Below are 22,716 nucleotides of genomic sequence, written 5' to 3' on the forward strand. Positions count from 1 at the left end.
AAATTGTAAGGCTTTTTTATAGTTTATAACTTGTAAATTATTGTTTTTTTGTTCTTTTAGTAACGGTTAATTTTTTAGCATTTTTTACTTTTTGTTTAGTTAAAGCTAAATCAATTACTTCACTCATTTCAGACACATAATGAAATGTCAATCCTTTTAAATAAGATTCTTTTATCTCCTCAATGTCTTTTCTATTTTCTTTACAAAGAATAATTTCTTTAATATTCGCCCTTTTTGCTGCTAGTATTTTTTCTTTAATACCACCAACTGGAAGAACTTTACCTCTTAAAGTAATCTCACCTGTCATTGCTAACTTAGCTTTAACTTTACGCTGAGTAAATACCGAAACTAACGAAGTTAACATTGTGATTCCTGCACTTGGCCCATCTTTTGGTGTAGCTCCTTCTGGTATGTGCATGTGTACTTTGTATTCATCTAACAATTCTGGCACAATGCCAAAGTTTGCAGCATTGGCTTTTATATACTCCATTGCAATGGTTGCAGACTCTTTCATTACATTACCAATATTCCCTGTAATGGTTAACCCTTTCCCTTTAGAAATAATAGATTCAATAAATAAAATATCCCCACCTACACTTGTCCAAGCTAAACCTGTTACTACGCCTGCTACATCATTACTCTCATATTTGTCACGCTCTAAATGAGAAGGTCCTAATACTTTTTCAATAATTTCGTTGGTAATTTTAACCTCGTACTTTTCTTCCATTGCAATAGATTTAGCTGCATAACGAACCACTTTTGCGATTTGTTTTTCTAATCCTCTTACTCCAGACTCACGAGTATATGCTTCTACAATTTTTTCTAATTGTTTTTTTCCTATTTGTAAATGTTCTTTTGTTAAACCATGCTCTTTTAATTGTTTAGGAAGCAAATGACGTTTTGCAATCTCAACTTTTTCTTCAATGGTATATCCAGAAACATTAATAATTTCCATTCGATCTCTTAATGCCCAAGGAATGGTAGATAAGCTATTGGCTGTGGCTACAAATAATACTTTTGATAAATCGTAATCTAATTCTAAATAGTTGTCGTAAAATGTAGTGTTTTGTTCTGGGTCTAGTACTTCTAACATTGCAGAAGATGGGTCTCCATTATGACTAGATGATGCTAATTTATCAATTTCATCCAACACAAAAACTGGGTTTGATGTACCTGCTTTTTTAATGTCTTTTATAATTCTTCCAGGCATTGCTCCAATATAGGTTTTTCTATGCCCTCTAATTTCAGCTTCATCACGAACACCACCTAAAGACATACGTACATATTTTCTTCCAAGTGCTTCAGCAATAGATTTTCCCAAAGAAGTTTTTCCTACTCCTGGGGGACCGTATAAACAAATAATCGGCGATTTCATATCTCCTTTTAATTTTAAAACAGCTAAATGTTCAATAATACGTTCCTTCACTTTTTCTAAACCAAAATGATCTCTATCTAATATTTTTTGAGCTCTTTTTAAATCAAATTTATCTTCTGAAAATTCGTTCCAAGGTAAATCTAACAACAAATCTAAATAGTTACGTTGCACAGAATATTCAGCTACTTGTGGATTCATTCGCTGTAAGCGTCCTAATTCTTTTTCAAAGGTTTCTCCTACTTCTTTACTCCATTGTTTAGTTTTGGCACGCTCACGCATTTCTTCAAGCTCTTCATCATAAGAAACACCACCTAATTCTTCTTGAATAGTTTTAAGTTGTTGATGTAAATAATATTCTCGCTGCTGTTGATCCATATCAGATCTTGTTTTAGACTGAATTACGTTGCGTAATTCTAATCGTTGCAGCTCAGCATCCATCTTTTTTAAAGTTAATAATGCTCTGTCTTTTAAATTATCAGTTTGTAATAATTGCTGTTTCTCTTCTACTTTTAAATTCATATTAGAAGAAACAAAGTTGATTAAAAAAGGATTACTTTCTATATTTTTTATAGCAAAAGACGCTTCAGAAGGTAAGTTGGGGTTTTCTTTAATAATACGAACCGCCATTTCCTTTATAGAATCTATGATTGCTTCAAATTCAGGATCTTTTTCCTCTTTACGATCTTCTATACAAGCTTTAGTAGTCGCCTTTAAATAAGGCTCTTCTTGTACAAAACTTTCAACTTCAAACCTTTTTTTACCTTGAATAATTACAGTGGTGTTACCATCAGGCATTTTTAACATTCGTAAAATTCTTGCAACAGTACCAACTCTATAAATATCATTAATCGTTGGATCTTCAACGGCTTCATTTTTTTGAGCAACTACTCCAATAATCTTATTTCCCTTATTTGCTTCTTTAATCAATTGAATTGATTTATCTCTTCCTGCAGTAATCGGAATTACAACGCCTGGAAATAAAACCGTGTTACGCAAAGGTAAAATAGGTAATACATTGGGAACCTCTTCTTTATTAATTTCTTCTTCGTCTTCTGGTGTCATTAAAGGAATTAAATCCGCATCTTCATCTAAAATGTGCTGTAATGACATATTGTCCAGTTTTAAAAATTTTGAATTACTCATAGTTTATTTTGGGTCATTTTGTCATTTTAAAATTTATCTTCAAATAAACTTTAAAAACAAAATTAATTTAAAATTCTAATTATCAATAAATTAACTAAATAGTTATAAAACTATCTATTAATAAATCCCAATAGTTATGCCAAATAAGTACTGTTTTTAGATATTATTTTTAATAATTTTATACAAAAGTGTAACAGTTCAATTTTGTCAATGTCTTTTTAATAGAAATCGATTTTTGAAAGTAGAGAATCAACATATAAACAAACTTATAGAACGTTGTAAAAAAGGTGATAAATCAGCCCAATTTACAATCTACAAACAATACTATAAAGCTATGTATAATACTGCTTTAAGAATTGTAAATGATAGCTATGAAGCTGAAGATATTATGCAAGAATCGTTTTTAGCAGCTTTTACAAAACTGCATACATTTAGTGAAACAGTAACTTTTGGAGCTTGGCTGAAAAGAATTGTAATTAATAATAGCATTACAGCTCTAAAGAAGAAAGATAAAATGAATACGATACCCCTAGAAAAAGTGGTATTGAATGAACTAGAAGAAAAACCTGTAGACTATACTTTATTAAAAACAAGTGATATTTTAAATAAAGTAGCGCAGTTGAAAAATAATTACAAAGTGGCTATAACACTTAACTTAATTGAAGGTTATGATTATGAAGAAATTGCTCAAATTATGGGAATTAGCTACGAAAATAGTAGAACAACAATTTCGAGAGCAAAAAATAAATTAAGACAACTTTTAGCAAACTAAAATGAAAGACAATTTAGAACATATATTTAAAAGTTTAGAAAACAAATTCGATACTGAAGAGCCTAGAATAGGTCATTTTGATAGGTTTGAAGCAAAACTACATCAAATTGAAACCAAAAAACCTAAAGTTCGTTATCAATTAGCTTCATTCGTAGCTGTGGCAGCATCCGTTGTATTGATATTTGGAATTTGGTTGGGAGCTACATTTTCTAACAAAGGAATGGAATTAGCAACCGTTTCAACAGAAATGAAAGATACCCAAAACTATTTTGTTACTACTATTGAAAAGGAACTTACCCTTATTGAAAAAGAAAGAAATAGCGATACTGAACAATTGATTGATGATGCATTGGTTCAACTTAAAAAATTAGAACAACAATACCACCTGCTTACTTTAGAGCTCAAAGAAAGTACGGAAGATAAGCGAATTATTTATGCCATGATTTCTAACTATCAACAACGCATAACTATTTTGCAAAGTTTATTAATTCAAATTGAAGATGTAAAACAATTAAAAACACAAGACAATGAAAACTATGTATAAAATATTACTCTTACTTTTTTTAATACCACTCACAATTTCTGCAACAGAAAAAAATGGAAAATACACCAAAAATAAAGTGCTAAAAAAAGAATACACTGTAAATAATAATGCTTTACTTAATGTATCTAATAAATACGGAAACATCGGTATTTCTACTTGGAACGAAAATAAAATTAAAATTGAAGTTAGCATTACTACTAATGGAAACGATGAAGAAAAAGTTCAAAAGCGTTTAGATCAAATTAATGTAGAGTTCCAAGGGAATACTTCAGAAGTTTCAGCCAAAACCCTTATAGAAAAAACGTCGAGTTCTTGGAGTTTATGGGGTAAAAAAAATAATGTAAGCATGGAGATTAATTATTTAATTCAAATGCCCATTACTAACAGCGTTAATTTAAATAATGATTACGGAGCAATTATTATAGACAAACTTGAAGGAAGCTCTAAAATTAATTGTGATTATGGTAAAATAACTATTGGTGAATTATGGAATACAGATAATGCAATTGATATAGACTATACCAATAATTCAACCATCGATTTTATACAAGATGGATATGTAAATGCAGATTATTCAAGTTTAACAATTGAAAAATCAAACAGAATTAAACTAAATGCAGATTATTCTCATATGGCTTTTGGAATGGTAGCTGTTTTAGATTATAACTGTGATTACGGAAGTTTAAAAATTGAAGATGCTGGAAACGTTACTGGTAACAGTGATTATATGCATACCAAAGTTGATAAACTTAGAAACAGTGGTAATTTTGATATGGATTATGGTTCTTTAAAAATTCTTGAATTAGGAGATGATTTAAAACAAATAGATGTAAAAACCTCATATACTCATATAAAACTTGGAGTAAAATCATCAAACAATTTTTCTATAAAAGCTAATTTAAGTTATGGCCACTTAAAATATGATAACGGATTTACTTTTAATAAAGAAATCGTAAAATCAACTTCTAAATATTATGAAGGTTTTTACAATTCTAATTCTGGAGGAATCATAAACATTAAATCTAGCTACGGTAATATTACATTTTTTAACAACTAAAAAAAACACAATGAAAAAATTATTCACAAGTATTTTAGCCTTATTAGTATTTAGCATAAGTACACAAGCGCAATTTTATCATAAAAAAATTAAAGGAAATGGTCATTTAACTACAAAAATACGAACTGTTGGTGATTACAATAAAATTGGTGTAGCAGGTTCTTTTAATGTTGAATTAATCAAAGGAACTGAAGGGGAGATTACTATTCAAGCCGAAGAAAATTTAATGGATTATATTATCACTGATGTAAAAGATGGACAGCTAAAAATTAAGACCAAAAAAGGGTATCAAATAAAAAGCACTAAAAAGATTAAAATTACCATTCCTTTTAGTGATGTAGAGGCTATTTCTTTAGCTGGATCTGGAAATATTTACACTACTCAAACTATTAAAGCTAAAGACTTACAACTAGCTGTAGCTGGTTCAGGGGATATGAATTTAAACATTTCAACTGGCCAAGTAAATACTTCTATTTCAGGTTCAGGAAATATGAAACTACAAGGGGACTCTAATCAATTTTCTTGTAAAATAGCTGGTTCAGGAAATTTAATCGGCTACAACCTTAAAGCTAATATAGCAAATGCAAAAGTGGCTGGTTCAGGAAATATTAAAATTCATGCAATGAATGAAATTCATGCGAAAATTGCAGGTTCAGGAAATATTTATTATACTGGCAATCCAGAAATTGTTAAATCAAATTCGGCAGGTTCTGGTTCTATTAAAAAGAAACACTAAACTCAACTTTTATACTACCAAAAAATCCCTTTTTCAAAGTAAAAAAGGGATTTTTTATTAATTAACTACTGGCTTTTGAATAGGTGTGTCACTTTCTACAATTAAATATGATGAAAGAGAATAATAAGCGTTTCCATTTTCTTTGTCGTTAGTCCAATCTTCAAAGCTATATTGATACTTTAGAGACTCTTCAATATTGGATAATTGTATGGAGTTAACTCTAATAGGTACTTCTTGGCCTGGACACCAACCTGCTCTATCTGGCTCCCAATTACCATTTTGTGGCTTTACAGGATTAGAACTGCATCCTATACCTCCCATTACATGATGAAATTCTTGTGTACCAATTTTTAATAAATGTGTTCTAAATCCCCATTCAGCACTTGGTCTACCATCGTTATCTAAAGGAGTTGCATGTCCCCATCCTGAAATAACACTTCTTAACCTTGCTGCTTTAGCATTTTCAGGTATGGATATGTTACCTGATAATTTAATGGTATTAGGTATTTCTTCTCCATAAGGTATTTGTTGAGAGTTATTAGTATGATCTATTAAAGGCACTATGGCTGAGTATTTGTATGTAGGTTCTCCTTCAGTAATTTTAAAATCAACTGTAAGTAGCCATCCTTCAATTGTCCATACTTCTACAAATGACTTTAATTGTACATTTCCTTGCAATAAAGATTTAAAATCTGTTACATCAAAAACAAAACCTTCACCTCTTTGAGAGTTATCTACTCCATAAGGTGTTATGTATCTGCCCATTTCAAACCAATTATTAGTTGATGCATCTTTTACTTTTATATTGGCAAAAACATCCCAAGCACCACAACCTCCATTTGGGCATTCTAATTTTACATACATTAAAATTTGTGTAATTTTTTCTGAATTTACTGGAAAATTAAAAGTTCCTTCTTTTGATTGAACTCTACCATCACCAAAACTTAAATGAGCTTTATTAAATGTGTTTACAATGGTTGTTGTTGGTACAATTTCTTCGTTATTGACTTCTGAATCTTTTCCGCACTGAGAAAAGCTAAACAGTATTAAAGTAAATAGTAATGGTTGAATTATAATGTGTTTTTTCATTGAAATTTGTATATTATTTTCAATAAAAATATGCTATATAAACTGCCTCAAAAAATAAAATAGCTGAATAGCTAAACAACATAGTTTAACTACAACCTTAAAAAGTTGAAAATAAATTTTGACTAATTTTTACTGCTATTTCTAAACATAAAAAATAACCCTACTAACACCAAAGGAATACTTAAAACCTGTCCTGTATTTAATCCTAATACCCAATCTTCTCTACCTTCAACTTGTGCTTCTTTAAAGAACTCAACAAAAAATCTAACTGTCCATAAAAGCACAAAAAACAACCCAAATAAGTAACCTTGTTTTTTTATTTTATCTGTTTTCCAATAAACAAACATTAAAATTCCAAAAATAAACAAGTAGCTTATTGATTCATATAATTGAGCTGGATGACGAGGAAAATCCTCTCCTAATCTTCTAAAAATAAAACCGTAATCACTATTGGTTGGTTTACCAATAATTTCAGAATTCATTAAATTTCCTAATCTAACAAATACGGCACCCGCAGCAACAGGAATAGTTATTCTATCTAAAATAAATAAAATTGGTTTTTTTAATACTTTTTTGCTAAACAAATACATTGCTATAATGATTCCAATGGCAGCACCATGACTTGCTAAGCCCGCAAATCCAGTAAATTGAAACTTGGGTGAAAATTTAAAAGGCAATATAACTTCTAAAGGTTTTTTAAATAAAAATTCTGGATCATAAAATAAAAAATGACCTAACCTTGCACCTATAAGTGTTGCTACCACGGTATATATAAATAACGAATCTAACTTTTCAATAGGAATTTTATCGTTAATAAATATTTTTTTCATTAAAAATAAACCCAACATAAAAGCTATCACAAACATTAAGCTGTAATAACGAACTGCGAAAGAACCTATTTTAAAAATTTCTGGTGCTGGATTCCAATCAATTTGAAGTAACGTCATTTAAATATATTTTAGTACTGTAAATTTAATTTAATTGTTGAATTAATTTTTAAAAAATCATTTTTTTAAATCCTCCTTTTCAGGAACGGGATCGTAACCACTTCCACCCCAAGGATGACAGCTACCTATTCTTTTAATAGCCAACCAACCACCTTTAAAAATTCCGTGTACTTTTAATGCTTCTAATGTATAACTAGAGCAAGTTGGGGAATACCTGCAAGCTGATGGCGTGTATGGCGAAATCGCTGCTTGATAAAAACGTACTAGCCAAATAAAAGGAATCGCTAATATTTTAGTAAAACTTTTCAAATTAATTGATTGAAAAAGTAGTTCCTTCTTTTCCATCTTTTAACTGAATACCTAGAGCAGCTAATTCATCTCTAATCTTATCGGACAATGCCCAATCTTTATTGTCACGTGCATCTTTTCGCATTTTAATTAGCATAGAAACAACGCCCGATAATTTATCTGAACTATCTTCTTTAAGTTCATTTTTCAAACCTAAAACATCAAAAACAAAAGCGTTAATTGTTACTTTAAATTCTTCTAAATCTTCTTCAATAATTGTTGCTTTCTTTTCGTTTAAAAGATTTACAAATTTTACAGCCTCAAATAAATTTGCGATTAAAACTGGTGTGTTAAAATCGTCATTCATTGCATCGTAACATTTTTGTTTCCACGCTTTAATATCAATTGAAGATTCTTTACTAACTTCAATTTTATCTATATTGCTTAAAGCTTCCATTAATTTAATATAGCCTTTTTCAGCAGCTTCTAAACCCGTATTGGTGAAATCTAAAATACTTCTATAATTAGCTTGTAGCATAAAAAAACGAGTGGCACTTGGTGAAAATGCTTTGCTTAAAATTTTATTATCTCCTGAAAATATTTCATTTGGTAAAATATAATTCCCAGTTGATTTGGCCATTTTTTGACCATTTAAAATCAACATATTTGCATGCATCCAATAATTTACTGGTTCCACTCCATTTTTAGTTTTGGACTGCGCTATTTCACATTCATGATGCGGAAATTTCAAATCCATTCCACCACCGTGAATATCAAAAGTTTCGCCTAAATATTTAGTACTCATCGCAGAGCATTCTAAATGCCAACCTGGAAAACCATTGCTCCAAGGTGATGGCCAACGCATAATATGACGTTCATCTGCTTTTTTCCATAAGGCAAAATCTTGTGGATTTTTCTTTTCACTTTGCCCATCTAATTCACGTGTATTATGAATAGAATCTTCAATGTTTCTGCCTGAAAGAATTCCATAATGTTCATTTTCATTGTATTTTAACACATCAAAATAAACAGAACCATTAACCTCGTAAGCTAGACCTTTTTCTAAAATATCTTTAATAATTTCTATTTGTTCAACTATATGCCCAGTAGCCGTTGGCTCTATACTTGGTGGTAAATTGTTTATTTTTTGTAATGTTTCATGAAAATCAACTGTGTAGCGTTGTACAACTTCCATTGGTTCAATTTCTTCTAAACGCGCTTTTTTAGCAATTCTATCTTCTCCAGCATCGGCATCGTTTTCTAAATGACCTGCATCGGTAATATTGCGCACATAACGCACTTTGTACCCTAAGTGTTTTAAATAACGGAAAATCATATCAAAAGACATAAAGGTTCTAACATTTCCTAAATGCACATTGCTATAAACAGTAGGGCCACAAACATACATCCCCACTTTACCTTCTATTACAGGTTTAAAAACTTCTTTAGTTTTGCTTAAAGAATTGTATATTTTTAGCTGATTTGTTTTGTATAATTCCATTAATTTATTCTTAAGTTTGAAGTTGTAAAGATAAGAACAAATCCCTAATGGAAAAATTTATACGATTAAGGTTTTAATCGCATATAAAATGAAGAATTGAATTTAGTTTTTTAAATTAACTGAACTAAAAACAGCGGTTAAAAATAATTTATTTAACGATTCAGAATTTTGAGAATATCCGTCTAAAATCTGCACACCATCTACTACTTTTTTGTTAGACTTTAACATTACCTTATCAAATTCTAAGTTAGATTTTTTTGAGTTTATTTGATATAAAAAAGAAGTGTTTGATAAATCTAATGATGCTGTGGCATAATCTAAAATTATATTAAGCCTGTTAAAATTTGGAGCTGTATTATTTACTTGAATCGTTCCAAATTTTTGACTCAATGAAACATCATTTCCAACTTCCTCTAAAATTACATCCGATGAATTTGAAAATAAATTAACATTTTCAAATGTTCCAAACTTAGCGTTTGGAACATTTTTTAAAGTTATGGTACTTGAGTTTAAAGCAACAATACTTACAGGTGAATTGGAGAACGTTAAATTATTGGTTTCTCCAGTGATAACACCCCCTATAAAGTTACTATAAGACACATGAGCAGACATTTTCTTATTAGATTCTGGGATGGTAACTTTCCCATGTCTAACATTTAAATCAAAAGTTGCTTTTTTAGGAACTTTAATCTTTAAATATTTTTTAATTTTTATTTTAGAATTACTGGTTGCTTTATAATTAAAATACACATTTTTACCATAGTTTTGAAGAGAATCTAAAGTACCCTCTTTTTTCATTTTTTCAACTATTTCTAGTGCAACTTTACTTGCATGTTTTGCCTCTTCAGCCTGCTTTCTCCATAGTTCTTTATTTTCAAGCATTTCTTTTTTTACTTCAGCAGCAGCTCTTTTTGCATCACTGATGGCTCTTTTAAACTCTTCAGAATTTCTAAGCTCTTTCATTTCTTTAGCCATTTCTTTAGAAGCTTTTTTATACTCTTCTATATTTCTTTTAAATTCTTCTGAATTTCTAAAAGAATCAATCTTTTTTTTCCAGTCGCTATTTTTAAACTTCTCAACCTGTTTTGCTACTTTTAATTTGTATTTTTTTAAATATGTAGAATCTTTTTTATAGGCTTGATAATCAAACTCAATTTCAGGTATTTCAGGGATCTCTGGCATTTCGGGCATTTCAGGAAATTCAAATTCTGCAAATTTCAGTTCTGGAAACTCAATATGAGGAAATTGAATATCAATTTCAGGGAACTCAAAATCAAAATTAAAATTCATATGATTTGACATAGAAATTACTTCCACTTTATGTTTATTTCCTAAGGCTTCAAAATTCCAATTTTTCAAAATTTTGGTTGCTTCTTCCTTAGTTGCACCTTCCACTTCCATTATAGCTTCTATACTAACTACATTTCTATTCCAAGTTTCAATTTCAACATCTGTTTGTGTGGCATCAATTTTAAGGGTAACATCTGAATTTACCTTAAAACTTTCATTGACCTTTTTATCAAACTTTTGTGCTTGAGTTATTACTGCAAAAAACAGCAATATTAGGGTTAATTTATATTTGAACGTTTTCATTATTTGTTATGTTAAGTTTTTTTAATTCGTTTAATTGTGCTTTTAATTGGTACAATAGTTTTAAACGCAATTGCAAGTTTTCAATTAAAGCATTAATAGTTTTCTCGTTTAAACCTTCGGTATTTAATTCATTAGTAAGCTCTTTATAATCTTCTGTTAATTCACTTATTTTTTTAAAATAGCCGTCAAGTAATTCTTTATTTTCAGGAGTTTCTTCTAAAGTAACTATCTCAGACTGAATACTTGCTAAATAATAATTTTCAATAGTTTTCAATTCAGGAGAAATACTGCCTAAACTTTCAATTTTTGCTACAGAAGTTACTAACGAATCTTTTTCATTTGAAAAATAAAATAATGAAGCGCTTAACCCTATTAAAACTAAAAATGAAGCAGCTATTTTAAGAACATAAGAGTTATTCTTTTTAGTGGCATGCAATTCCTTTTGCAATTTAGCCTCAAACTTTGCTCTGTGATTTTCAGATAATTTACTAGTGTTTTCAATATTATTTTGAAACATTTCTTTTAAATCTTTAGGCATAATTAACTGCTTTTAATTGATTTTTTAATTTGTTTTTACCTCTCATTAACTGTGATCGAGATGCAACCTCTGTAATGTTTAATACTTGTGCAATTTCCTGATGATCATAGCCTTCAATTAAATATAAATTCAAAACAACTTTATACTTGTCTGGCAAACTATTTATAGCAGAAGTAATTTTTTTAATAGTTACTTCATCTTCAACAGTCCAATCATCATCGGCTATTGTAAGTTTCGATTCGTCAATAGAAACTAGTTCAATTTTTCTCTTTTTCAAATAATCAATGCATTGATTAATAACAATTTTTTTTATCCAGGCACCTATAGTAACTTCACCTTTAAACTTTTTGATGTTTTTAAATACTTTTATAAAAGCATCTTGCATTACATCTTCAGCAATAAAACTATCTTTCACATACCGTTGCGCAATTATATACATTGCATCGCAATAATTATCATACAAAAGCATTTGAGCTTTTGCTTTATTGAGTTTGCAATCTTCTACAATTTGTTGATTTAATGAAACTGTTTTACTCATTTAGTTGGTTACTTCAGTTATAAAGACGAAACATTGTATTAAGTGTGGCACAATTATCTAAATAAATATTTTAAATTTACCAAAATTTTTAGAAGCTTATTAAAAAAACTGTTAAAAGCGTTCTTAAAACTACTAAAATTATCAAGCTAAAATGAGCTACCAATTTACTATAGTTGTACCGGTGTACAACGAAGAAGACAATTTAAAACGTGTAGAAGAAGAATTATCCAAATACATAAAAATTGCCATAAAAAAAACCAAAGTTTTATTTGTAAATGACGGAAGCAAAGATAAAAGCCAAGAGCTTATTGAAGCTATTTGCACAAATAATCATGATTTTGAATTTATTCAATTTGAAAAAAACTGTGGGTTAAGTGCTGCTATTACTGCTGGATTTAAAAATACAGATACTGAACTCGTTGGCTATATTGATTCTGATTTACAAACGGCTCCTGAAGACTTTAATTTATTACTAAAGGAAATTGGAAACTATGATTTAGTTACTGGTGTTAGAGCAAATAGGAAAGATTCATTTGTAAAAAATATGTCATCAACAATAGCTAATGGAATTAGACGAACTTTTACCCATGACGGAATGGATGATACAGGTTGCCCTTTAAAAGTTATAAAAACTTCCTATGCTAAAAACATCCCTATGTTTAAAGGCTTACATCGCTTTTTACCTGCAATGATTTTACTACAAAACGGTAAAATTAAACAAATACCTGTACAACACTTTCCTAGAATTGCTGGTGAAGCTAAATACGGTTTATGGAATAGGCTTTTAGGCCCTTTAATGGATTGTTTTGCTTATGTATGGATGAAAAAGAAATACATTAATTATTCTATTGCCAAAAAGAGTTAATGAGCAACTGGATTATTTATACCATAGGATTTTTAGCCCAATTACTTTTTTCGGGAAGGTTAGTACTGCAATGGATTTTATCTGAAAAAAACAAAAAAGTTTTAACTCCTTCTTTATTTTGGAAGCTCAGTTTATTAGCTTCATTTATGTTGTTTGTTTACGGCTACTTACGTGATGATTTTGCGATTATGCTAGGACAAATACTTACATATTTTATTTATATAAGAAATTTACAATTGCAAGGTGAATGGCAAAAAACCCCAAAATTATTAAGATGGTTTTTATGGATATTCCCTATCATACTTGTAATTTACGGACATAATAACAATACCTATGATATAGAAAAGCTTTTTAGAAATGAAGCTATTCCCCTTTGGTTACTTTTACTAGGAATCGTTGCTCAAATTATTTTTACATTGCGTTTTGTATATCAATGGATTTATTCTGAAAAAAATAAAGAATCATCATTACCTTTTGGGTTTTGGTTACTGAGTCTTATCGGTTCGTTAATGATTTTAGCTTATGCCATTTTAAGAAAAGATCCTGTTCTTCTTATAGGACATTTGATGGGTTCATTTATATATACGAGAAATATTTTTATTTTAAAAAAGCAAATCTGATAACTAAAATTCAAGTATGAAACACAAATTATACATTTTTCTAAGTATTGTTTTTGTCATACTCATTTTTAAATTAGGTAGCTGGGGATTAACCTTTAGCAGCGAAGCTAGATATGCTGAAATTGCTAAAGAAATGTTTGTCAAAGGAGACTTTATTAACCCTGTTCTTTTGGGAATTAAGCATTTACATAAACCTCCTGTTACTTATTATTTAACCGCTTTAGGATATCAACTCTTTGGAATCAATGAGTTTGGAGCTCGTTTTTTTATGCAAGTTGCTCTTGTTTTACAGCTTTTATTTGTTTTTAAAATTACATTATTGTTATATAAAAAGGAAAAGATAGCTTTTGCTGCTACCCTTATTTATTTTTCTTTTCCAATAGTTATCATTGCAGTTAGAAACGTTACTACTGATGCTTATTTAACAACTTTTATATTAGGTTCCATATATTTTTGGTTGCAATATAGGGAACAATCTAAACCCTATTTTTTATACTTATTTTATCTATTCCTAGGACTCATTTTTGAAACAAAAGGCCCTGTGGGTTTTATAGTTCCTTTAACATTTATTATAACGCACAAAATAGTACATAAAAGCAAAATTGAAATATCCATACATCAAATTTTAGGGTTTTTATTATTTTTAGTGGTTTCATTAAGTTGGTATCTTGCTGTAATTTATAAAAATGAAGGCTTACTCGACTATTTTTTAAACACTCAAATTGTTGAACGAATTTCCAAAAACAAATTTAATAGAGAAAAGCCTATTTGGTATTATCTCGTTTTAATTCCACTTGTAGGACTTCCATGGGTATTTTATTTGATCCTTTATTTTAAAAAGAATTTTAAAATAATAATTACAAAAAAAAGTACTGATTTTATCTTGTTAGTTACCTTTTCTGTTTTATTTATAATTTTATCATTATCCACATCAAAACTAATCTTATACATCCTCCCGCTTTATTTTATTTTAGCTATTTTTTCTGCTAAATATTTAAGTACGAGTTCTAAAAAAGGAATTCAAAATTTATCCATTTTATTTTTAATTTTAATTGGCTTAATATGTACCTCTTTAGTAATTATTTCAATTATTAAAAGTGATGGTATTGAAATTAACCTATCTATTTCATTAATCCTATTTACAACCTCTGTAATAATTTCATTGCTTATTTATAAAAAAATTTCTCCTAAAAATTATCTTAAACCAACCTATTTGGCAGTTATTTTTATAGGTACAATTATTATCTCTTCTAACCATATTTTTACAGAAAATGAATTAAAAATAAACTCCGTAAAACCTATTGTAAATTTCATTAAAGAGACCCATAAGCAAGAGCATGAAATTTTAGTATATAATTACCTTCTTCCCTCTTTATCTTTTTATTTAGGAAATAATATCACTACTATCAATCATGGAAAATACACAACACAGCGTGAAGTTCAATTTGAAACAAATGAACTTTGGAAAAAACATTTAATCAATTATTTTGATCCAATTGATCGTGCAAGGCTTTTAAATTTTACTTCTAAAGATTCCATTTTCTTAATCAAAAGAAAAAAAGATATTTTGCCCGATACGTTATTAACTTTAAAAAACAACCTAAAACATCAAAAAGATTTCGGTAAATTTGAAGTGTTTTATTAATACATTAAAAAATGCTAAAACTTGTTGAAAAATACCCTTTAATTGTATTGTTTTTAGTGGTTATTTTTATGCTTCTAATTCATTTAAACATACCTAATGTTACCATAATGGAGGCTAGAAATTTTATTACTTCTAGAGAAATGATTAATGATGGTAATTGGTTTTTAACAACTATGAATGGAGAAGCAAGGTATCAAAAACCTCCACTACCAACTTGGCTTACAGCTTTTTCAGGATTGATATTTGGGGTTAATAGTCTATTTGCGCTTCGTTTACCTGCTGCTCTAATGGTATTATTTTTAGGTGTTTTTGCTTATTTTTTATCACTAAAATTAACATTCTCCAAAAAACAGAGTTTACAAAATAGTTTAATCCTCATCACCTCATTTTATATTTTTGCAATTATTAATGAAGCTCCATGGGATATTTTTACACATGGATTTATGTTAGCAGGATTATACTATCTTTTTTGTTTTTTTAATGAGAAAACTTTCTTTTGGAAAAACGCTTTATTTTCAGCTTTATTTATAGGATTGTCCATTATGAGTAAAGGCCCCGTATCATTATATGCATTATTTTTACCTTTCATAATCTCCTATAGTTTTGTTTATAAATATGAGAATTTTAAAAGAAAATTAATTCCCTTTTTAATTCATATTCTACTTTTTATAATTATAGGTGGTTGGTGGTTTATTTATGTACGAATTGCAGATGCCAATGCTTTTTTAGAAATTGCTTCTAAAGAAACTGGAAATTGGAGCAGTTATAATGTTAAACCATTTTATTACTATTGGAGTTTTTTTACTCAAACTGGTTTATGGACAATTCCTGCATTTATAAGTTTAATTTATCCTTATTTAATTAAACGTGTAAATCATAAAAAAGCCTATAAATTTACATTTTGGTGGACCATAAGCGCCGTAATTTTATTGTCTATTATCCCTGAAAAAAAACCACGTTACTTAGTTCCTGTATTAATACCTTTAGCTTTAAATACAGGTTTTTACATACAATACCTTATCGATTATTTTAAAAATTTTAATTCAAAGAAAGAGCGTATTCCTGTATATTTTAACTTCAGTTTAATTAGTGTTATTGCAATTTCAGTTCCAATTATTCTTCTTTTAACTTTAAAAGAAAATATAACAAATTATTTAATCAGCTTTATCTGTTTAAGTTGTAGTTCAATTCTTTTAAGTTTTTTAATTCTTAAAAATTTATTCCAAAAAAATATTCAAAAAGTATTTTATACCACTGTTTTTTTTATGGTAACTCTTTTTCTTTTCGGTTTACCAATCTCAAAACATTTTACTAAAAACCAAGCATATAATTCAATTAATAAATTGCATACAATTGAATTAAAAAATGATATTAAAAGTTATTCTATTGGTGAATTAACCCCTGAACTTTTATGGGACTATAATGGGAAAATTAAAAATATTTATAAAAATGATGTTTTGGATATGCCTGCTGAAAATAATTTTGGAATCTTATTGATGAATAAAGATGTTGAATTTATAAAATTGAAATTAGCTAATAAATATACTTTTAAATTATTAGATACCTACAATTTAAATTTTGGCGCAAAAAATAAAGAAAGATTGATTCGACAATTCTATTTAGTATCAAAAAAATAGTACTTTTGACTTATGAAAACACTTACATTAGTAGATAAAATAGCCTACATTTTTTTAATTATTATTTTTGGATTTGGTATTTATTATGCAAATTCAAATTTAACTTACTTTGATGAGGTTTACACCAAAGAGGATGGCTTTGTTGAATACGGTACTGCTTTGTTACTTTTTTGTTCAAGCATTCTTTTATTTAGCAGATTTATTAAACTTCAAAAAACAAAAAAAACACTTTGGAAACTTGGTATATTAGCTATCGCTTTTGTATTTATATTTGGTGCAGGTGAAGAGATTTCTTGGGGACAACGAATTTTCAATATTGAATCATCAGCATATTTTAAAGAAAATAATGCGCAAGCTGAAACCAATTTACACAATATGGTTGTGAATGGAAAAAAAATAAATAAACTTATTTTCAGTCAATTGTTAACTGTTATTTTAATTATTTATTTATTAATTCTACCTTTTATTTATAGAAAATTTGCTGGAATTAAAAAACTGGTAGACAATTTTGCAGTACCTATAGTAAAATGGCATCAAACAATTGCCTTTTTACTAACAACTGCCATTTTAGTTTTTATAAGTTCAAATAGAAAATGGGAATTATACGAACTTGCTTTTGGAGTTATTTTCTTTTTAATTTTCTTAAATCCTTTTAATAAAGAAATTTACGAAACTAATTAATTCTTTTTTCAAAAAAATTAAACATCCAATACATAAGAGTTCCATATAAAATTCCAAAAAAGATGCCTGTTAAAACATCTAAAGGAAAATGAACGCCTATATACACCCTACTATAGGCTACTAATAGTGCCCAAAAAATTAGAAAAATGGCTTTTAATTTAATTGTTGGTTTTAAAATTAAACCAAAAAAAACTGCAATTGCCATAGAGTTTCCTGCATGAGCAGAAAAATAAGAATACAACCCTCCGCAACGTTCTTTAACCAATCGCATTAAATTTATTAGACTTTCATCATGACAAGGTCTTAACCGCTTAAAACCATATTTAAATAAATTACTCGTTTGGTCGGAAATAGTTATAAGAACTATTACAAAAAATAGGACTAAAATTGTTTTTTTGAATCCAAACTGTTTGAATGTAATATAAAGTAAAACTATATACAAAGGGATGGCTTTGTATTTATCCGTTATAAATAACCAAAAGCCATCCCATTGCAATGTTCCTAAATTATTTAGGTATAAAAATAATTCTATATCTTTTTCTATCAGTGAGTCAAACATTAATATTGAAAGAATTTATTCGTTGGTAACTATTTCTACCAATTCTACCTCAAAAACCAAATCAGAATTTGGAGGAATCACCTTTCCTGCTCCTTGAGGTCCATATCCTAAATGTGATGGGATAAAAATTAGTGCTTTATCTCCAACATTCATTTTTTGTAAACCTTCTTTAAAACCTGCAATTAATTTAGCTTCATTACTGTAAACCGCATTAAATGGTGCATATGCTCCTGCATCATCTTGGCGATGGTCAAACATTTCATATTTCTCAGCCAACTCTTTCCAAGTGGTCCAAAATAACTTCCCATCAGTAAAATAACCTGCGCAAGCTACTTTAACATTAGTTCCTGTAGTTGGTTTTTCTCCATTTTTAGTTTCTGTAATTACATATTTTAAACCTGAAGGTAATTCTATTGCTTTAGGAAGAAATTCATCGAACTTAGCTTTTGTTTCAGCTAAAATTTTAGCTAAACGTTCTTCTTTAGCTTTTTCTCTAGCTCCACGATTTTCAAAGTATTCATCAAATTTTTGTTTTGCCTTGAATTTTTTAGCAGCTTTACCAATTTTAATAATACTTACCGTTTTTATTGTATCATTCTTTATGATAGAATCAACAACATTTTGTCCTTCAATTACCTCTCCAAATACGGTATGCTTCCCATTTAGCCAAGAAGTTTCTTTATGCGTTATAAAAAATTGACTTCCATTGGTGGCGGGACCAGAATTTGCCATGGATAAAATTCCAGCTTTATCATGTTTTAAAAGTAGGTTTCCATCATCATCTTTTGGAAATTCATCATCAAATTTATAACCAGGACTTCCAGAACCAGTTCCAGTTAGGTCTCCAGTTTGAATCATAAAATCTTTAATAACTCTATGAAATATTACTCCATTATAGTAAGGTTTTCCTTTAAGTGAATCCACAATAAAATTATTTTCACCTTCAGCCAAAGAAACAAAATTTGCTACCGTTATTGGCGTTTTTTCAAACTCTAATTTTAATAATATGTTTCCTTTATTGGTTTCCATATTTGCATACAAACCATCATCTAAACCTGCATATTTTGTGGGTTTACAAGACACAGCAAATAGTGTAAAAAGAATGATTGAAGTTATTTTAACTAATTTCATACCTATACATTTTAATTAAAAGATCTTATTTTTTTACAATATCTAATAATTCAACTTCAAAAATCAAAACATCAAAAGGTCTAATTTTTCCTCCTTGTCTTGGAAATGCTCCATAACCCAATTCTTGAGGAATAAAGAATTTGTATTTTGAGCCAACGCTCATTAATTGTAAACCTTCGGTCCAACCTTTTATAACTCTATTGGCAAAAAATTCTAATGGATTGCCTTTTTCAACAGAACTATCAAAAACAGTTCCATCAATTAATGTACCATGGTAATGTACTTTAACTTTAGAAGTTGCAGAAGGTTTTTCACCAGTACCTTCTTTTAAAACAATGTATTGTAAACCGCTTTCAGTAACTTTTACATTTTCATTTTTTTTATTTTCTTCTAAAAACTTTAACCCTTCTTCTTTTACGCTTCCAAATTCTTCTTCAGCTTTTTTAATTGCTTCTTCTTGTTGTTTTTTACGAGCTTCTTCTTGTTTCTTTTGAAAAAATTCTCTCAAAATAGTTTCAACTTGTTGAGGTTCTATTAATAAGTTTGTTGAATCAATTCCACTAATGACACCTTGTATAAAAAGATCTCTATCTACATCTGGAAAATTACCTTTTAACTTGCTAGCTATATCTAAACCTAAGGCATAACTTGCTCTTTCTTCTTCTGTATCTAAAGAATTTTTAATTTTTGGATTGTTGCAAGCAACAAACATTAAAACAGTTGTAAATACTACTAAAAACTTAATTGATTTCATTTTGCTTATTTATTTTATTTAATTGAACGTTATAAATTAATGGTTGATTAATTCCTATTTTATTATTGTCACCCAAATAACCATAAATTTTATGTGATGGGAATAGAAAGGTAACATTATCACCAACTTTCATAAGTTTTAACCCATTTCTAAGTCCTTCGGGCAATTCTTGCTTATCTACTATATATTTTTGTATGCCAAGCTCATCTGAACTATAAATAATTGTATTATTTAAATCTGCTATTTCACAGGTATAAAATAATTGATCGCCTATTTGTGGCAAATAGGATTCGTTAGATTGCACATTGTATTTATACCAAAATCCATTGGCAGAATTTGTGTAATTACTTAAAGAGTCTTTTTTAATAACATCCTTTATTGCTTCTTCTTCTAGTTCAATAATTTTTTTATTTATTGAAACCGATTCTTTCATAAAAGAAGAAGTTTTTTGAGTTACCGGCTTTCTAGGTGTTGGGTTTACACAAGAAACTAAAAGTAAGATTGCTATAAAATAGAAAAAACTATTTTTCATAAGAATTGTATAATTCATGTTGATAGTTTGGCAAGATACTTAAAAACTTAGACACGGTAGCATCTAATGAAATTTCTGTCCTTCCACCTGCCGCATTATCGTGTCCTCCTCCATTAAAATGTTCTCTAGCAAATTTATTGACTGAAAAACTTCCTTTGGATCTAAAAGAAATTTTTATAATCTGCTGATCGGTATCTTCTATAAATATTGCTGCAAAAACAATTTCATCTAAAGACAAACCATAATTCACAATTCCTTCAGTATCACCCTTCTGAAAACTAAACTCATTTAATTCATCTTGTGTTAAAGTTATATAAGCCGTTTTTAATTGATCTATAACAACCAAATTACTTAATGCTCTACCCAACAATTGCAATCTGCCATAAGAATTGGTATCATATACATTGTTATGAATTTTAGCGTTATCAGCTCCTTTATCAATTAAATTTGCAATAATTTGATGAGTTGTACTTGTTGTTGAAGGAAATCTAAACGATCCAGTATCAGTCATTATCCCAGTATACAAACAAGTTGCAATTTCTTTATTAATTGAATCTTCATCCTCTAACATTTCTAAAAAATGATATACCATTTGACAGGTAGAACAAATTGAAGTATCTGAAAATAAAAATTTTGCAACAGCCTCTGGTTCTTGATGGTGATCTATCATTATAAAATCCCCTTTAAAATCTTTAAGTGTATTCTCCATATCAGATCCTACACGATGTAAAGCATTAAAATCTAATAAAAAAATAATAGCAGCTTCATCGATGGCTTTTTTTGACTGTCTATTTTGCATATCAAATTTATAGACCTCTTTAGAGCCTGGCAGCCATTTTAAAAAGTTTGGATAATCATTTGGGCTCACAACCGTAGCTTTATGTCCCTTAAGATTGAGATAATGATACATCGCTAAACATGCACCAATAGCATCACCATCTGGGTTTTTATGTGGAACAATTACTATATTTTGTGGTGTAGCTAACAATGCGCTAACTTCACTAATATCACTTTTTTTCATAAGGTTGCGAATATACAATATATTAACATTACTTTTTGGTTGAACCAACGTATATTTGTTAAAATTGAACTAAAGTTACAAAAATGAATTATCAAAAATTAATCTTATTGTTACTAATAACTTTCTATGGTTGTAAAAAGAATAAAATTCCTACAAATAAAACCCCAAAAGAAGTTAAGAATACTTATGACTTTGTGATAGCTTTCGGCTCTTGCAATAACCAAAATATGGTGAATAATTTTTGGAATACTATAGATGAAAACAATCCTAATATTTGGATTTGGGGAGGAGATATTATTTATTCAGACACCTATAATATGAGTTATTTGGAAAAAAATTATATTCAACAAAAAAATAATGTTGAGTATCAAAATTTTATAAAAAATAAAGAAATTTTAGCTACTTGGGACGACCATGATTACGGATTGAATGATGGCGGAATAGAATATACCAAAAAAAAAGAATCTCAACAGCTATTTTTAGATTTTTTAAACGTTGACAAAAATGACGAACGAAGAAAACAAGAAGGTGTTTATTTTGCCAAAAGTTACAACGTAAATAATACCAATATAAAGATTATTGCTTTAGACACTCGCTATTTTAGAACAGAATTAACCCCCGATACTGAAACTAAAAAAAGATACCAACCCAATAGTTATGGAAGAGGTAGTATTTTAGGAGAAACACAATGGAAATGGCTTGAAGAACAGTTGAAAAACTCTAAAGCTAATTACCATATATTAGTAAGCAGCATTCAATTTTTATCGGCCGAACACGGATTTGAATCTTGGGGAAATATGCCGCATGAAGTTGATAAACTAGAGGCGCTTTTAAAATCTACTCAAGCTAAAAACACCATTATTTTATCGGGAGATAGACATATTTCTGAATTTTCAAAAAAAGAAGTTGATGGTTTAAATTACCCTCTAATTGATTTCACTTCAAGCGGATTAACACACTCTTATTCAGGATTTACTGAAGAGCCTAATATTTATAGAGTTGGAACTGTTGTTTCTAAAAAGAGTTTTGGTTTATTAAAATTCAATTTCAATCAAAATAAGGTCATTTTTGAAATTAAAGGAGCGGCTAATGAAGTTTACCAAACCTTAACTCAAAATTATTAATTGCTAATTTTCATTTGTTTAGAAAA

At 28.8% G+C, this 22,716-nt stretch carries 23 protein-coding genes; 10 read left to right on the forward strand and 13 right to left on the reverse strand.

The features are described 5' to 3' along the window. Positions 1-37: 37 nt before the first annotated feature. The gene (gene lon, locus ACFQZW_RS10795) at positions 38-2,518 is read right to left on the reverse strand and encodes an endopeptidase La (RefSeq protein ID WP_298263251.1); all 2,481 of its coding nucleotides are present in this window, start codon (positions 2,516-2,518) and stop codon (positions 38-40) included. A 235-nt stretch (positions 2,519-2,753) separates the two neighbouring features. Between lon and ACFQZW_RS10800 the strand changes: the two genes are divergently transcribed. From ACFQZW_RS10800 to ACFQZW_RS10815, 4 genes are read left to right on the forward strand one after another with little or no spacing between them, the layout of a single operon-like run. Continuing rightward, complete coding sequence (locus ACFQZW_RS10800) at positions 2,754-3,290, forward strand: RNA polymerase sigma factor (RefSeq protein WP_298263252.1); 537 nt, start codon at positions 2,754-2,756, stop codon at positions 3,288-3,290. A gap of 1 nt (position 3,291) precedes the next feature. Beyond that, positions 3,292-3,834, forward strand: a complete 543-nt coding sequence (locus ACFQZW_RS10805; RefSeq protein ID WP_298263253.1) for a hypothetical protein — start codon at positions 3,292-3,294, stop codon at positions 3,832-3,834. Beyond that, positions 3,827-4,891, forward strand: coding sequence for a hypothetical protein (locus tag ACFQZW_RS10810; protein WP_372800860.1), 1,065 nt, complete (start codon positions 3,827-3,829; stop codon positions 4,889-4,891). The genes ACFQZW_RS10805 and ACFQZW_RS10810 overlap by 8 nt, the downstream gene beginning before the upstream one ends. Before the next feature lie 10 nt (positions 4,892-4,901). Then, positions 4,902-5,627, forward strand: a complete 726-nt coding sequence (locus tag ACFQZW_RS10815; RefSeq protein ID WP_386782937.1) for a head GIN domain-containing protein — start codon at positions 4,902-4,904, stop codon at positions 5,625-5,627. A gap of 57 nt (positions 5,628-5,684) precedes the next feature. On the opposite strand, the gene ACFQZW_RS10820 is transcribed toward ACFQZW_RS10815, so the two are convergent. From ACFQZW_RS10820 to ACFQZW_RS10850, 7 genes are all read right to left on the reverse strand, one after another. Then, positions 5,685-6,716: a peptide-N-glycosidase F-related protein gene (locus ACFQZW_RS10820; RefSeq protein WP_386782939.1), complete on the reverse strand. Its 1,032-nt coding sequence runs from the start codon at positions 6,714-6,716 to the stop codon at positions 5,685-5,687. Positions 6,717-6,838: 122 nt separating this feature from the next. Further along, positions 6,839-7,663 (reverse strand): prolipoprotein diacylglyceryl transferase, encoded by an 825-nt coding sequence (lgt, locus tag ACFQZW_RS10825; RefSeq protein WP_298288461.1) that lies wholly within the window; start codon positions 7,661-7,663, stop codon positions 6,839-6,841. A 57-nt stretch (positions 7,664-7,720) separates the two neighbouring features. Continuing rightward, entirely contained in the window at positions 7,721-7,972 is a 252-nt protein-coding gene (gene yidD / locus ACFQZW_RS10830; RefSeq protein WP_298288458.1) for a membrane protein insertion efficiency factor YidD, read from the reverse strand. 1 nt (position 7,973) lies between these two features. Further along, entirely contained in the window at positions 7,974-9,452 is a 1,479-nt protein-coding gene (cysS, locus tag ACFQZW_RS10835; RefSeq protein ID WP_372800856.1) for a cysteine--tRNA ligase, read from the reverse strand. 102 nt (positions 9,453-9,554) lie between these two features. Then, positions 9,555-11,045, reverse strand: a complete 1,491-nt coding sequence (locus tag ACFQZW_RS10840; RefSeq protein WP_386782943.1) for a hypothetical protein — start codon at positions 11,043-11,045, stop codon at positions 9,555-9,557. Next, positions 11,026-11,583, reverse strand: coding sequence for a hypothetical protein (locus tag ACFQZW_RS10845; protein ID WP_298263262.1), 558 nt, complete (start codon positions 11,581-11,583; stop codon positions 11,026-11,028). Before ACFQZW_RS10845 ends, ACFQZW_RS10840 begins: the two co-directional genes overlap by 20 nt. Then, entirely contained in the window at positions 11,576-12,121 is a 546-nt protein-coding gene (locus ACFQZW_RS10850; protein WP_298263263.1) for an RNA polymerase sigma factor, read from the reverse strand. The genes ACFQZW_RS10845 and ACFQZW_RS10850 overlap by 8 nt, the downstream gene beginning before the upstream one ends. Before the next feature lie 151 nt (positions 12,122-12,272). Here ACFQZW_RS10850 and ACFQZW_RS10855 point away from each other — a divergent pair, with 151 nt between their 5' ends. The 5 genes from ACFQZW_RS10855 to ACFQZW_RS10875 are packed head-to-tail and all read left to right on the forward strand — an operon-like array spanning position 12,273 to position 17,569. Next, positions 12,273-12,986, forward strand: a complete 714-nt coding sequence (locus ACFQZW_RS10855) for a glycosyltransferase family 2 protein (protein WP_386782946.1) — start codon at positions 12,273-12,275, stop codon at positions 12,984-12,986. Next, entirely contained in the window at positions 12,986-13,606 is a 621-nt protein-coding gene (locus ACFQZW_RS10860; RefSeq protein ID WP_298263265.1) for a lipid-A-disaccharide synthase N-terminal domain-containing protein, read from the forward strand. Before ACFQZW_RS10855 ends, ACFQZW_RS10860 begins: the two co-directional genes overlap by 1 nt. 16 nt (positions 13,607-13,622) lie before the next feature. Continuing rightward, complete coding sequence (locus tag ACFQZW_RS10865) at positions 13,623-15,251, forward strand: ArnT family glycosyltransferase (protein ID WP_386782949.1); 1,629 nt, start codon at positions 13,623-13,625, stop codon at positions 15,249-15,251. 11 nt (positions 15,252-15,262) lie between these two features. Then, a complete protein-coding gene (locus tag ACFQZW_RS10870) occupies positions 15,263-16,888 on the forward strand; it encodes an ArnT family glycosyltransferase (RefSeq protein WP_386782951.1) in 1,626 nt (541 codons plus the stop codon). A gap of 12 nt (positions 16,889-16,900) precedes the next feature. Next, a complete protein-coding gene (locus ACFQZW_RS10875) occupies positions 16,901-17,569 on the forward strand; it encodes a hypothetical protein (protein ID WP_386782953.1) in 669 nt (222 codons plus the stop codon). Here ACFQZW_RS10875 and ACFQZW_RS10880 read toward each other — a convergent pair. Genes ACFQZW_RS10880 through ACFQZW_RS10900 form a run of 5 tightly spaced genes read right to left on the reverse strand, consistent with a single transcriptional unit; the run spans position 17,562 to position 21,566 of the window. Continuing rightward, positions 17,562-18,128, reverse strand: coding sequence for a phosphatase PAP2 family protein (locus tag ACFQZW_RS10880; protein ID WP_298263270.1), 567 nt, complete (start codon positions 18,126-18,128; stop codon positions 17,562-17,564). The two genes, ACFQZW_RS10875 and ACFQZW_RS10880, sit on opposite strands and share 8 nt — an antisense overlap. Before the next feature lie 15 nt (positions 18,129-18,143). Beyond that, entirely contained in the window at positions 18,144-19,259 is a 1,116-nt protein-coding gene (locus tag ACFQZW_RS10885) for a peptidylprolyl isomerase (protein ID WP_386782956.1), read from the reverse strand. Positions 19,260-19,284: 25 nt separating this feature from the next. Further along, complete coding sequence (locus ACFQZW_RS10890) at positions 19,285-20,013, reverse strand: FKBP-type peptidyl-prolyl cis-trans isomerase (RefSeq protein ID WP_298263272.1); 729 nt, start codon at positions 20,011-20,013, stop codon at positions 19,285-19,287. Then, the gene (gene gldI / locus ACFQZW_RS10895; RefSeq protein ID WP_298263273.1) at positions 20,000-20,563 is read right to left on the reverse strand and encodes a gliding motility-associated peptidyl-prolyl isomerase GldI; all 564 of its coding nucleotides are present in this window, start codon (positions 20,561-20,563) and stop codon (positions 20,000-20,002) included. Before gldI ends, ACFQZW_RS10890 begins: the two co-directional genes overlap by 14 nt. Next, entirely contained in the window at positions 20,535-21,566 is a 1,032-nt protein-coding gene (locus tag ACFQZW_RS10900) for a DHH family phosphoesterase (protein WP_386782959.1), read from the reverse strand. The genes gldI and ACFQZW_RS10900 overlap by 29 nt, the downstream gene beginning before the upstream one ends. Before the next feature lie 83 nt (positions 21,567-21,649). On the opposite strand from ACFQZW_RS10900, the gene ACFQZW_RS10905 reads away from it, so the two are divergent. Then, positions 21,650-22,690, forward strand: a complete 1,041-nt coding sequence (locus tag ACFQZW_RS10905) for an alkaline phosphatase D family protein (RefSeq protein ID WP_386782961.1) — start codon at positions 21,650-21,652, stop codon at positions 22,688-22,690. Positions 22,691-22,716: the final 26 nt, after the last annotated feature.

The sequence above is a fragment of the Lutibacter aestuarii genome, from assembly GCF_042676885.1.
In the GTDB taxonomy this organism is placed as follows: Bacteria; Bacteroidota; Bacteroidia; order Flavobacteriales; family Flavobacteriaceae; genus Lutibacter; species Lutibacter aestuarii.

What these genes read in the sequence shown, in the direction of transcription:
- ACFQZW_RS10850 (WP_298263263.1), bottom strand. Translation starts at nt 12,121, where the DNA reads ATGAGTAAAACAGTTTCATTAAATCAACAAATTGTAGAAGATTGCAAA.
- ACFQZW_RS10870 (WP_386782951.1), top strand. Translation starts at nt 15,263, where the DNA reads ATGCTAAAACTTGTTGAAAAATACCCTTTAATTGTATTGTTTTTAGTG.
- ACFQZW_RS10900 (WP_386782959.1), bottom strand. Translation starts at nt 21,566, where the DNA reads ATGAAAAAAAGTGATATTAGTGAAGTTAGCGCATTGTTAGCTACACCA.
- ACFQZW_RS10845 (WP_298263262.1), bottom strand. Translation starts at nt 11,583, where the DNA reads ATGCCTAAAGATTTAAAAGAAATGTTTCAAAATAATATTGAAAACACT.
- ACFQZW_RS10875 (WP_386782953.1), top strand. Translation starts at nt 16,901, where the DNA reads ATGAAAACACTTACATTAGTAGATAAAATAGCCTACATTTTTTTAATT.
- ACFQZW_RS10890 (WP_298263272.1), bottom strand. Translation starts at nt 20,013, where the DNA reads ATGAAATCAATTAAGTTTTTAGTAGTATTTACAACTGTTTTAATGTTT.
- ACFQZW_RS10815 (WP_386782937.1), top strand. Translation starts at nt 4,902, where the DNA reads ATGAAAAAATTATTCACAAGTATTTTAGCCTTATTAGTATTTAGCATA.
- cysS (WP_372800856.1), bottom strand. Translation starts at nt 9,452, where the DNA reads ATGGAATTATACAAAACAAATCAGCTAAAAATATACAATTCTTTAAGC.
- ACFQZW_RS10810 (WP_372800860.1), top strand. Translation starts at nt 3,827, where the DNA reads ATGTATAAAATATTACTCTTACTTTTTTTAATACCACTCACAATTTCT.
- gldI (WP_298263273.1), bottom strand. Translation starts at nt 20,563, where the DNA reads ATGAATTATACAATTCTTATGAAAAATAGTTTTTTCTATTTTATAGCA.
- ACFQZW_RS10855 (WP_386782946.1), top strand. Translation starts at nt 12,273, where the DNA reads ATGAGCTACCAATTTACTATAGTTGTACCGGTGTACAACGAAGAAGAC.
- ACFQZW_RS10880 (WP_298263270.1), bottom strand. Translation starts at nt 18,128, where the DNA reads ATGTTTGACTCACTGATAGAAAAAGATATAGAATTATTTTTATACCTA.
- lgt (WP_298288461.1), bottom strand. Translation starts at nt 7,663, where the DNA reads ATGACGTTACTTCAAATTGATTGGAATCCAGCACCAGAAATTTTTAAA.
- ACFQZW_RS10840 (WP_386782943.1), bottom strand. Translation starts at nt 11,045, where the DNA reads ATGAAAACGTTCAAATATAAATTAACCCTAATATTGCTGTTTTTTGCA.
- ACFQZW_RS10820 (WP_386782939.1), bottom strand. Translation starts at nt 6,716, where the DNA reads ATGAAAAAACACATTATAATTCAACCATTACTATTTACTTTAATACTG.
- ACFQZW_RS10805 (WP_298263253.1), top strand. Translation starts at nt 3,292, where the DNA reads ATGAAAGACAATTTAGAACATATATTTAAAAGTTTAGAAAACAAATTC.
- ACFQZW_RS10905 (WP_386782961.1), top strand. Translation starts at nt 21,650, where the DNA reads ATGAATTATCAAAAATTAATCTTATTGTTACTAATAACTTTCTATGGT.
- ACFQZW_RS10885 (WP_386782956.1), bottom strand. Translation starts at nt 19,259, where the DNA reads ATGAAATTAGTTAAAATAACTTCAATCATTCTTTTTACACTATTTGCT.
- ACFQZW_RS10865 (WP_386782949.1), top strand. Translation starts at nt 13,623, where the DNA reads ATGAAACACAAATTATACATTTTTCTAAGTATTGTTTTTGTCATACTC.
- lon (WP_298263251.1), bottom strand. Translation starts at nt 2,518, where the DNA reads ATGAGTAATTCAAAATTTTTAAAACTGGACAATATGTCATTACAGCAC.
- ACFQZW_RS10860 (WP_298263265.1), top strand. Translation starts at nt 12,986, where the DNA reads ATGAGCAACTGGATTATTTATACCATAGGATTTTTAGCCCAATTACTT.